Here is a 10,491-nt window from a genome sequence, read left to right as displayed (position 1 = left end):
AGCTCCAGACTGAGCGTCGCGTCGAGCGCGCGGGCGAGCCGGGCGAGCAGCGGCAGGGTGGGCATGGTGCCGCCGAGCTCCAGCTTGGAGACCTGGGGCTGGGTCATCTCGGCGCGCTTGGCGAGCTCGGTCTGGGAGATCCCGAGCTCGGTCCGCCGGTCGTAGACGGCCTGCCCGAGATCGAATGCCAGGCGGATCTCCTCGCGCCGCCTCGCGACCTCGGGGCTCTCGCTGATGCCCTTGGCGATCTCCTTGTCGCGGGCAAGTTTCCATCGTGCGTGGCTTGTCATCGAGACCGTCCCTCCGTGATGACGCGGGTGAATTCCTCGTGCGCCGGTTCGTGTTCGGCCTGACATACAGCCTGAGCACGCCGGGCGCGGGCAACTTCGGCATCCTCCCGCTGCCGGTTCTTGCGGAACACGGTCAGCAGGACGATCCGACGCCCTGGCGCAAGCCAGTAAGGCAGCCGTACGGCGTCACGATTGTGCCCAAGGTCGAAGCGCAACTCGCGCACGCGGCCGCCCAGATGCCGGGAGTACGGCTCACCGAGCGTCGTCGCGTTGCAGGCGAGGCGCACGACGATGTGCTCGACGATGAGGTAGTCGCGGGCCGGGAGGTTGGCGAGCCACAGCCTGACCTCGGGTTCGATCTCGACGGCGTAAGGATCTTCCATACAGCCGAACGTATATATCTCAGAGTGTATGGCATGGGTGAAGCCGCAGGAAGTCCACCAACCGGGTGAAACCGGCCCCTTAAGTTGACTACGTCTCTCCGCGCACCGGAAGCTCCGCCCCCGGGCCGGGCGCCGTCGGCACCGGCAGTGTCGCGGCCAGGGCGAAGCCGCCGGCGGGTGTCGGGCCGGCCGTGAGGGTGCCGCCGAGGGCCGCTGTGCGGGTGCGGAGGCCGGAGAGGCCGTGGCCGCCGGGGTCGGGGGGCGGGCAGGGTCCCGGCGGCGGAGCGTTGTGGACGGCGACGAGCAGGGAGTGCCCACTGCGGCGCACCGTCACGCGGGCGGCGGCGCCCGGGGCGTGGCGGCGGATGTTGGTCAGGCCCTCCTGGACGATGCGGTAGGCGGCGTGCTCGACCGCCGGAGGGCAGTCACCCGCGTCCAGGTGCACCGCCTCGACGAGGTCGCGCGCCGCATCGAGGAGCTCCGGGAGCTGCGCGAGGCCCGGGCCGTCGTGGCGGATGGCCCGGCGCAGGTCGGCCGCGGCGCGGCGGCTGAGCTCGCCCAGGGCGGCGGCCTCCTCCCGGTACGGGGCCGAGTCGGCGGCCGCGGCGAGCCCGCTGCACCGCAGGCTGATCAGGCTCAGGTGGTGGGCGGCCGTGTCGTGGACGTCCCGGGCCAGCCGTTCGCGTTCCCGTAGCGCGGCCTGTTCGGCGGCGTAGCGGCGCTCGCGTTCGCGGGAGAGCGCCAGTTCGGCGAGGCGGGCGGCGAGTTCGGCGCGGGCCCGGCCGAGCAGGCCGAGGGCGGCGGGGGCGACAGCGAGCAGCCCGGCGAGCAGGACGCCGAGGGTGGTCTCCGGCAGGGACCAGGCGTACCCGTAAAGGTCCCGCCAGGGCACGAACGCCACGACGGCGACGGCGGCCGAGGCGGTGGCCACTTCGGCGCGACGGCGCGGGGACGCGGCGAGGGCGTGCAGCGCGCACATGGCGGGCAGCCACAGCACGCCGGTGGCCAGTGTCGGCAGCGTGAGGGCGAAGACCGTACGGGGGAAGCGCCCGCGAAGGACGAGCAGGCCGGCCGCGGCGAGCGCGCCGACGGCCATCCAGTCCTCCAGCCAGACCCGGGTGGCCAGTGCCTCCGCGACGGCGGCGGCGACGACGAGGGCCTGTCCGGCCCAGTACCGGGCGCTCATCCCGTTCCCTGTCCGCCCGTGGCGCGGTGGACGACCGCGGCCAGGCCGACCCGGCTGGTGACGGAGAGCTTCCGCTTCAGCGCGCCGATGTGTGTCTTGACCGTCGTCACCCCCATACCGAGGTGGGTGGCGATGTCGGTGTTGGACAGTCCCGCCGCGATCAGGGTGAGGACCTCGTGCTCACGCCGGGTGAGGCCCGCGAGGTCGTCGGACGCCCGGGGCGGCGCGGGGGCGGGGGCACCGGCCGTGTACCGGGCCACTACGGCGGCGCTGCCCGGCGGTGTGCAGATCACCCCGCCGGCGGCGAGGAGGCGAACCGCGTCGACGAACAGGCGCGGTTCCGTGGTCTTGAGCAGGAACCCGGACGCGCCCTCCCGCAGGGCGCGCTCAACGTGGTCGGCGCGGTCGAGGGCGGTGAGCATGGCCACCACGGGCGGGGCGGGCAGTGCCCGCACGGCGTGCAGCACGTCGAGGCCGGAGGCTCCCGGCATGTCGATGTCCAGCAGGACCACGTCGGGGGCGAGCCGCCGGGCCGCTTCGAGGGCGTCGGGGCCGTCGCAGGTGGCGGCGACGGTGATGTCGTCGGCCGAGTCGAGGAGCCGTTGCAGCGCGGCGCGTACCAGTTCCTCATCGTCGACGACGAGCACACGCACCGGCGGCCTCAAGTCGTAGTGCAAAGGTCGTCCTGTGGTCTGAGCGATGGCGTGCCTGCGGCTGCGAGCCTGGATGCAGATCCTAGGACGCCACAAGCGCCCGTCCGGATCCCCGGGGGCTGGACCAACCCCCGGGACCACGCTGCCCGGGCCGCCGGGCCGTTGCCGGGAGGGATCCGTGAGTGCGGTGCCGCAGGCCGAGGAGGAACCGTCGTACGCCGATGAGCCGGCGAACGACGCGGCCGGCACCGCGGCCTGGGCGAAGGCGTCGCCCGGCGTCCGGGCGGTGTGGACCGCCGGCGGCGCGGTACTGATCGTCGGCTCGGTGGTGCTGTTCCTGATCCTGCGTGAGCGGCTGATCGACCTCGGGACCGGATGGCGGTACGTCCTGGCGCTGGGCCTGCGGGGCTCGCTCTCCTTGCTGCTGCTCGGCGGGACGTACTGCGTGGTGCGGGGCCTCTGGCGCCGCTGACCCCGGCGGGGGGGCCGCGGTGGGGGCCGCGGCGAGTTCCGGGACGTGATGCCGGCGGTGGCCGCAGGGGGCCACCGCCGGTTTCACAGCTCGTGGGTGAGGCCCGCCGCGTCGAGCAGGTACGCCGTCATGGGGTCGTAGAAACGCGGGTCGGTGACGTGGTCGTCGAGGGGGACGGTCACCTGGAGCGTGCCCTCCGCCTCGCCTATGAACAGCGCCGGGTCGTTGCAGTCCGCGTATCCGATGGAGTCCAGCCCGCGCTGTCCCGCACAGCCCGCCCAGCCGTGATCGGCCACCACGAGATCGGGCAGCGGCCTGCCCTCGTGCGCCATGGCGTCCAGGATCGCGGCCATCGGGGCCGGTGAGTGGGTGTGCCACAGGGTCGCGCCGCGCTCGAGCATGGCGACGTCGGCGAACTGGAAGACCATGCCTTCGTCCGCGATCAGCCCGCCCGGGATCCGCACGATCTCGCAGCCGGCCGCCCGCAGCGCGGCGGCCGTGGCCCGGTGCACGTCCAGCAGCCCGCCGGGGTGACCGGTCGCGAACAGGACCCGCTCCTTCGCGTCGGCCGCCTTGCGCAGTCGCGCGGCCATGCGTTCGAGCGCGTCGACGGTCAGCTCGGGGTCGATGGTGTCCTGTCCCTGCCGGTGTCCGGGATCGTCGCTGACTCCGCAGCGCTCCGCCATGACGGCGAGCACGTCCTGCTCGTCGCTCCAGCGGTTCCCGAGTTCGAGGCCGAGCCAGTAGTGCCGGTCACCGTTGGCGAGCTTGCGGTAGTGGGAGAGGTTGTTGTCGCGCGGAGTGGCGACGTCTCCGGCGATACGTGTGCGGACGAGGTGGTCGACGAGAGCGGCACGGCTGGGTATCGGCATGGACCCATTGTGCCGTGGGGTGAGCGGAGCGTGTCGACCGTATTGCCCGCTGGGACGTGCCCCACAGCCCCGCGCCGTGTGCCGGTGCGCGGGTGCTCCTTCGCGGCCTGCGGACCCGCCCCTCGCCGTCGCGGCTCCGGCCCCGGCGGACCGCCCTGCGCCGTCCGCCGCGGGTCCGCCGCGCGCCGGTGCTTCCGTCAGCCCGCGAGCGACGCCAGCGCCCCGTGTGCCAGACGGCGCAGCAGGCCCTCCGTCGCCGCGCGGCCCAGGGGGCCGCCGCCGTTCGCCCCGAGGTGCGGGGTGGAGTTCAGCAGACCGAAGACCGCGTGCACGGCCGCCCGCGCCTCGGACTCCGCGACCTCGGGGTGGAGCTCTCGGACCACGGTCACCCACAGCTCCACGTACTGGCGCTGGAGCTGGCGCACCCGCTTGCGGTCACTGTCCCGGAGGCGATCCAGCTCCCGGTCGTGCAGGGTGATCAGGGGGCGGTCGTCGAGGGCGAAGTCGATGTGACCGTCGATGAGGGACGCGAGCACCGACTCCGGCCCGGTGCCCGCCTCCTCGACCCGCAGCCGCCCCCCGTCCAGGAGGCGCTCACTGATGCCGACCAGCAGCTCCGCCAGCATGGCGTCCTTGCCTGCGAAGTGGCGGTACAGACCGGGGCCGCTGATGCCGACCGCGGCTCCTATCTCGTCGACGCCCACGCCGTGGAAGCCGCGCTCTGCGAAGAGGCGGGCGGCCTCCTTGAGGATCTGCTCGCGGCGGGTCGGGGCCGCGGTCCTGGTGCTCATGAACATTCATTCTAGACAGGGCGGTTAGCGGTCGTTAACCTTGACGCAACACGTTAACGCTCATTAACCGAGCAAGGGAGCTCGATCAATGCAGCAGGCACCAGTGCTGGCGAGCGCCGCGGACCCGGCCTCCGAGGCCTGGCAGGCCAATGAGGCGGCACACCAGGAGCTCGCCGACGGTCTGCGGTCCCGTCTCGCGGCGGCCCGCCTCGGCGGCGGCGAGAAGGCGCGCGCCCGCCACACGGCGCGCGGCAAGCTGCTGCCCCGGGAGCGGGTCGACACCCTGCTCGACCCGGGGTCGCCGTTCCTCGAGCTGGCCCCCCTCGCGGCCGAGGGGATGTACGGAGGGCAGGCCCCGGCCGCCGGCGTGATCGCCGGGATCGGCAGGGTCAGCGGCCGCGAGGTCGTCGTCGTCGCCAACGACGCCACCGTCAAGGGCGGGACGTACTACCCGATGACGGTGAAGAAGCACCTGCGGGCCCAGGAGGTGGCGCTGGAGAACCGCCTCCCCTGTGTCTATCTGGTGGACTCCGGCGGCGCTTTCCTGCCGATGCAGGACGAGGTGTTCCCCGACCGCGACCACTTCGGGCGGATCTTCTACAACCAGGCCCGGATGTCCGGCGCCGGGATCCCGCAGATCGCGGCGGTGCTCGGCTCGTGCACGGCGGGCGGCGCGTACGTCCCGGCGATGAGCGACGAGGCCGTGATCGTCCGCAACCAGGGCACCATCTTCCTGGGCGGCCCGCCGCTGGTGAAGGCCGCGACCGGCGAGGTCGTCACGGCGGAGGAACTCGGCGGCGGCGAGGTCCACTCCCGCGTCTCCGGTGTCACCGACCACCTCGCCGAGGACGACGCGCACGCCCTGCGGATCGTCAGGAACATCGTGGCCACACTCCCCCCGCGCGGACCGCTGCCCTGGCAGGTCGAGCCCGCCGAGGAGCCGAAGGTCGACCCCGCGGGGCTGTACGGGGCGGTGCCGGTCGACTCCCGCACGCCCTACGACGCCCGCGAGATCATCGCCCGCGTCGTGGACGCGTCCCGCTTCCAGGAGTTCAAGGCCGAGTTCGGCCAGACGCTGGTCACCGGTTTCGCCCGGATCCACGGCCATCCGGTCGGCATCGTCGCCAACAACGGCATCCTGTTCGCCGAGTCCGCCCAGAAGGGCGCGCACTTCATCGAGCTCTGCGACCAGCGCGGCATCCCGCTCCTCTTCCTGCAGAACATCTCCGGCTTCATGGTCGGCAAGGACTACGAGGCGGGCGGCATCGCCAAGCACGGCGCCAAGATGGTCACCGCGGTGGCCTGCACCAGGGTGCCGAAGCTGACCGTGGTCGTCGGCGGTTCGTACGGCGCGGGCAACTACTCGATGTGCGGCCGGGCGTACAGCCCCCGTTTCCTGTGGATGTGGCCCAACGCCAAGATCTCGGTGATGGGCGGCGAACAGGCCGCGTCCGTGCTGGCCACCGTCAAGCGGGACCAGCTCGAGGGCCGCGGCGAGCAGTGGTCCGCCGAGGAGGAAGAGACCTTCAAGGACCCGATCCGCGCCCAGTACGAACAGCAGGGCAACGCCTACTACGCGACGGCCCGCCTGTGGGACGACGGCGTGATCGACCCGATGGAGACCCGGCAGGTGCTGGGGCTCGCTCTGACCGCCTGTGCCAACGCCCCGTTGGGAGACGCCGGCTTCGGCGTCTTCCGGATGTGAGGGACCTTCCACGATGACGATGTTCGACACCGTTCTGGTGGCCAACAGGGGCGAGATCGCCGTACGGGTCATCCGCACCCTGCGGTCCCTCGGCGTACGCTCCGTGGCCGTCTTCAGCGACGCCGACGCCGGGGCACGCCATGTGCGCGAGGCGGACACGGCCGTCCGCATCGGCCCGGCGCCGGCCGCCGAGAGCTATCTCTCCATCGAGAGGCTGCTCGACGCCGCGACCCGTACCGGCGCGCAGGCCGTGCACCCGGGCTACGGCTTCCTCGCGGAGAACGCGGGCTTCGCCCAGGCCTGCGCGGAGGCGGGGCTGGTCTTCATCGGACCGCCGCCGTCCGCGATCTCCCTCATGGGGGACAAGATCCGCGCCAAGGAGACGGTGCGGGCGGCCGGTGTCCCGGTCGTGCCCGGATCGTCCGGCAGCGGACTGAGCGACGAGGAACTGGCCGCCGCCGCACGCGAGATCGGCATGCCGGTGCTGCTCAAGCCCTCGGCGGGCGGCGGCGGCAAGGGCATGCGCCTCACCCGCGTGGAGTCCGCCCTGATGGACGAGATCGCGGCGGCCCGGCGTGAGGCACGCGCCTCCTTCGGCGACGACACGCTGCTCGTCGAGCGCTGGATCGACCGCCCTCGGCACATCGAGATCCAGGTGCTGGCCGACGGCCACGGCAATGTGGTCCACCTCGGCGAGCGCGAGTGCTCGCTCCAGCGCCGCCACCAGAAGATCATCGAGGAGGCCCCGTCCGTCCTGCTGGACGAGGCGACGCGCGCCGCGATGGGCGAGGCCGCCGTGCAGGCCGCCCGCTCCTGCGGCTACCGCGGCGCGGGCACGGTGGAGTTCATCGTGCCGGGCACGGACCCCTCCCAGTACTACTTCATGGAGATGAACACCCGCCTCCAGGTCGAACACCCGGTCACCGAGCTGATCACGGGACTGGACCTGGTGGAATGGCAGCTGCGGGTCGCGGCCGGCGAGCGGCTGACGTTCACGCAGGACGACATCACCCTCACGGGCCACGCGATCGAGGCCCGGATCTGCGCCGAGGACCCCTCCCGCGGGTTCCTTCCCTCCGGCGGCACGGTCCTGAGACTCCAGGAGCCGCAGGGCGACGGAGTGCGCACCGACTCCGGTCTCAGTGAAGGCTCGGAGGTCGGCAGCCTGTACGACCCGATGCTCTCGAAGGTCATCGCCTACGGCCCCGACCGCCCCGCCGCACTGCGCAAGCTGCGCGCGGCCCTGGCCGACACGGTGACGCTCGGCGTCCCGACGAACGCCGGCTTCCTGCGCCGGCTGCTGGCCCACCCGGCTGTCGTCTCCGGCGAGATGGACACCGGCCTGGTGGAGCGCGAGGCGGAGGGCCTGGTCCCGGCCGGCGTGCCGGACGAGGTGTACGAGGCCGCGGCGGCGGTCCGCGCCGCCGCGCTGGCACCGCGCCCGGACGGCGCCGGCTGGACCGACCCGTTCTCCGTGCCGACCGGCTGGCGGATGGGCGGCGAACCGGCCCCGCTGGCCTTCCCGTTGCGCGTGCCGGGCGCGGACCCGGTCGACCACGCCGTCCGCCGGCAGGCGACGCCCCGGGTGGAGGCGCACACGGTCTCCGTGGAGATGCACGGCGTCACGCACACCTTCCACCGGGCGGGCGACTGGCTCGGCCGGGACGGCGACTCCTGGCACGTGATGGACCACGACCCCGTCGAGGCGTCCCTGAGCGGTGCCGCCCGTTCCGGGGTGGACACCCTCGCGGCGCCGATGCCGGGCACGGTCACCGTGGTCAAGGTCGCCGTGGGTGACGTGGTGGCCGCCGGGCAGAGCCTGCTCGTGGTGGAGGCGATGAAGATGGAGCACGTGATCTCGGCCCCGCACGCGGGGACCGTCACGGAGCTCGACGTCATCGCGGGCTCGACCGTCGCCATGGACCAGGTGCTCGCCGTGGTCACCCCTGAAGAGACCGGGGAGACCGGCACGACCGACGGGGAGGTCACCGCATGACCGGCACCGAAGGACTGCCGATGGCCGTCCGCGGCCAGGGACTTCCCAACCGTGTGCGCATCCATGAGGTGGGTCCCCGCGACGGCCTGCAGAACGAGAAGTCGGTGGTGCCGACGGAGGTCAAGGCGGAGTTCATCCGCCGCCTCGCCGGATCGGGGCTGACCACCGTCGAGGCGACGAGCTTCGTCCACCCCAGGTGGGTGCCCCAACTGGCCGACGCGGAGAAACTGTTCCCGCTGGTGAGCTCCCTCGCCGGCGTGCGGCTGCCGGTCCTGGTCCCCAACGACCGCGGCCTGGACCGGGCGCTCGGCCTCGGCGCCCGCGAGGTGGCCGTGTTCGCCAGCGCCACGGAGTCGTTCGCCAAGGCCAATCTCAACCGCACGGTCGACGAGGCGCTCGCCATGTTCGAGCCGGTCGTGACCAGGGCCGTGGAGCACGGTCTGCGGGTGCGCGGCTATCTGAGCATGTGCTTCGGCGACCCGTGGGAGGGCCCCGTGCCCCTCGCCCAGGTCGTCCGCGTCTGCCGCAGGCTGGCCGACATGGGCTGCGACGAGCTGAGCCTCGGCGACACGATCGGTGTCGCCACACCCGGCCATGTCGCCACCCTGCTCACCGAGCTGGCCGGCGCCGGGGTCCCGGCCGACCGGCTCGCCGTGCACTTCCACGACACGTACGGCCAGGCTCTCGCCAACACCTTCGCCGCGCTCCAGCACGGCGTCAGCGTCGTCGACTCGTCCGCGGGCGGCCTCGGCGGCTGCCCGTACGCGAAGAGCGCGACCGGAAACCTCGCCACCGAGGACCTCGTGTGGATGCTTCACGGCCTCGGCATCGAAACCGGGGTCGATCTCGGCCGGCTCACCGCCACGAGCGTGTGGATGGCCGAACAGCTGGGCCGCCCCAGCCCTTCCCGTACCGTCCGCGCCCTCTCCCACAAGGAGTGACCCCTGATGTCCCTGGATCACCGGCTGTCCGCCGAGCACGAGGAACTCCGCCGTACGGTCGAGCAGTTCGCCCACGACGTGATAGCCCCGAAGATCGGCGACTTCTACGAGCGGCACGAGTTCCCCTACGAGATCGTCCGTGAGATGGGTCGTATGGGCCTGTTCGGGCTGCCCTTCCCCGAGGAGTACGGGGGCATGGGCGGCGACTACCTGGCGCTCGGGATCGCCCTGGAGGAGCTGGCCCGCGTCGACTCCTCCGTGGCCATCACGCTGGAGGCGGGCGTCTCGCTGGGCGCGATGCCGATCCACCTGTTCGGCACCGAGGAGCAGAAGCGGCAGTGGCTGCCGCGGCTGTGCTCCGGTGAGCTGCTGGGCGCGTTCGGCCTGACGGAGCCGGACGGCGGGTCCGATGCCGGCGGCACCAGGACCACCGCCGTACGGGACGGCGACGAGTGGGTCATCAACGGCTCCAAGTGCTTCATCACCAACTCGGGCACCGACATCACCGGTCTGGTCACCGTGACCGCGGTGACGGGCCGTAAGGAGGACGGGCGTCCGGAGATCTCCGCGATCATCGTCCCCTCCGGGACGCCGGGATTCACGGTGGCCGCCCCCTACTCCAAGGTCGGGTGGAACGCCTCCGACACCCGCGAGCTGTCCTTCGCCGACGTCCGTGTCCCGGTCGCCAACCTGCTCGGCGAAGAAGGGCGCGGGTACGCGCAGTTCCTGCGCATCCTCGACGAGGGCCGTATCGCCATCTCGGCGCTGGCGACCGGTCTCGCGCAGGGCTGTGTGGACGAGTCGGTGAAGTACGCGCGGGAGCGGCACGCGTTCGGCAGGCCGATCGGGTCGAACCAGGCCATCCAGTTCAAGATCGCGGACATGGAGATGAAGGCTCATATGGCGCGCGTCGGCTGGCGGGACGCGGCGTCGCGGCTGGTGCACGGCGAGCCGTTCAAGAAGGAGGCGGCCGTCGCCAAGCTGTACTCGTCGACGGTGGCGGTGGACAACGCCCGTGAGGCGACCCAGATCCACGGCGGCTACGGCTTCATGAACGAGTATCCGGTGGCCCGCATGTGGCGCGACTCGAAGATCCTGGAGATCGGCGAGGGCACGAGCGAGGTCCAGCGGATGCTGATCGCAAGGGAGTTGGGCCTCACCGGCTGACCTGGGGCTCATCGCGGCGCGCGGCACCCTGACGG

General features: G+C 72.4%; 11 protein-coding genes. 5 read left to right on the top strand and 6 right to left on the bottom strand.

What is annotated here, in order from left to right:
* The 4 genes from ACWGH4_RS22535 to ACWGH4_RS22520 form a co-directional block, all read right to left on the bottom strand.
* The coding region (locus tag ACWGH4_RS22535) for a helix-turn-helix domain-containing protein (protein ID WP_453463669.1) at positions 1–290 on the bottom strand (290 nt) is incomplete at its 3' end.
* Positions 287–673, bottom strand: coding sequence for a type II toxin-antitoxin system RelE/ParE family toxin (locus tag ACWGH4_RS22530; RefSeq protein WP_453463667.1), 387 nt, complete (start codon positions 671–673; stop codon positions 287–289). The genes ACWGH4_RS22535 and ACWGH4_RS22530, both read right to left, overlap by 4 nt.
* 88 nt (positions 674–761) lie before the next feature.
* Positions 762–1,859 (bottom strand): sensor histidine kinase, encoded by a 1,098-nt coding sequence (locus ACWGH4_RS22525; protein WP_453463664.1) that lies wholly within the window; start codon positions 1,857–1,859, stop codon positions 762–764.
* The gene (locus ACWGH4_RS22520; protein ID WP_453463661.1) at positions 1,856–2,536 is read right to left on the bottom strand and encodes a response regulator; all 681 of its coding nucleotides are present in this window, start codon (positions 2,534–2,536) and stop codon (positions 1,856–1,858) included. Before ACWGH4_RS22520 ends, ACWGH4_RS22525 begins: the two co-directional genes overlap by 4 nt.
* 154 nt (positions 2,537–2,690) lie before the next feature.
* Between ACWGH4_RS22520 and ACWGH4_RS22515 the strand changes: the two genes are divergently transcribed.
* Positions 2,691–2,984, top strand: coding sequence for a hypothetical protein (locus ACWGH4_RS22515; RefSeq protein ID WP_441263131.1), 294 nt, complete (start codon positions 2,691–2,693; stop codon positions 2,982–2,984).
* Between the two features lie 83 nt (positions 2,985–3,067).
* On the opposite strand, the gene ACWGH4_RS22510 is transcribed toward ACWGH4_RS22515, so the two are convergent.
* Complete coding sequence (locus ACWGH4_RS22510; RefSeq protein WP_453463658.1) at positions 3,068–3,856, bottom strand: phosphatase; 789 nt, start codon at positions 3,854–3,856, stop codon at positions 3,068–3,070.
* 197 nt (positions 3,857–4,053) lie between these two features.
* Entirely contained in the window at positions 4,054–4,647 is a 594-nt protein-coding gene (locus tag ACWGH4_RS22505; RefSeq protein ID WP_441263133.1) for an SACE_7040 family transcriptional regulator, read from the bottom strand.
* An 88-nt stretch (positions 4,648–4,735) separates the two neighbouring features.
* Between ACWGH4_RS22505 and ACWGH4_RS22500 the strand changes: the two genes are divergently transcribed.
* From ACWGH4_RS22500 to ACWGH4_RS22485, 4 genes are read left to right on the top strand one after another with little or no spacing between them, the layout of a single operon-like run.
* A complete protein-coding gene (locus ACWGH4_RS22500; RefSeq protein ID WP_005317287.1) occupies positions 4,736–6,352 on the top strand; it encodes a carboxyl transferase domain-containing protein in 1,617 nt (538 codons plus the stop codon).
* Positions 6,353–6,365: 13 nt separating this feature from the next.
* Positions 6,366–8,348 carry an acetyl-CoA carboxylase biotin carboxylase subunit gene (locus tag ACWGH4_RS22495; RefSeq protein ID WP_453463654.1) on the top strand — a complete coding sequence of 661 codons (1,983 nt, stop codon included), beginning with the start codon at positions 6,366–6,368 and terminating at the stop codon, positions 8,346–8,348.
* Entirely contained in the window at positions 8,345–9,289 is a 945-nt protein-coding gene (locus tag ACWGH4_RS22490; RefSeq protein WP_453463652.1) for a hydroxymethylglutaryl-CoA lyase, read from the top strand. The genes ACWGH4_RS22495 and ACWGH4_RS22490 overlap by 4 nt, the downstream gene beginning before the upstream one ends.
* A 6-nt stretch (positions 9,290–9,295) precedes the next feature.
* Entirely contained in the window at positions 9,296–10,456 is a 1,161-nt protein-coding gene (locus ACWGH4_RS22485) for an acyl-CoA dehydrogenase family protein (protein WP_189467650.1), read from the top strand.
* The last annotated feature ends 35 nt before the right edge of the window (positions 10,457–10,491 follow it).

Source organism: Streptomyces sp. NPDC054847 (assembly GCF_053610925.1).
Note: the sequence above shows the minus strand (reverse complement) of the source record. Positions and strands in the feature narration are given on the sequence as shown.

Coding starts and splice junctions, on each gene's coding strand:
- ACWGH4_RS22530 (WP_453463667.1), bottom strand. CDS start 673: ATGGAAGATCCTTACGCCGTCGAGATCGAACCCGAGGTCAGGCTGTGG.
- ACWGH4_RS22525 (WP_453463664.1), bottom strand. CDS start 1,859: ATGAGCGCCCGGTACTGGGCCGGACAGGCCCTCGTCGTCGCCGCCGCC.
- ACWGH4_RS22510 (WP_453463658.1), bottom strand. CDS start 3,856: ATGCCGATACCCAGCCGTGCCGCTCTCGTCGACCACCTCGTCCGCACA.
- ACWGH4_RS22505 (WP_441263133.1), bottom strand. CDS start 4,647: ATGAGCACCAGGACCGCGGCCCCGACCCGCCGCGAGCAGATCCTCAAG.
- ACWGH4_RS22500 (WP_005317287.1), top strand. CDS start 4,736: ATGCAGCAGGCACCAGTGCTGGCGAGCGCCGCGGACCCGGCCTCCGAG.
- ACWGH4_RS22495 (WP_453463654.1), top strand. CDS start 6,366: ATGACGATGTTCGACACCGTTCTGGTGGCCAACAGGGGCGAGATCGCC.
- ACWGH4_RS22490 (WP_453463652.1), top strand. CDS start 8,345: ATGACCGGCACCGAAGGACTGCCGATGGCCGTCCGCGGCCAGGGACTT.
- ACWGH4_RS22485 (WP_189467650.1), top strand. CDS start 9,296: ATGTCCCTGGATCACCGGCTGTCCGCCGAGCACGAGGAACTCCGCCGT.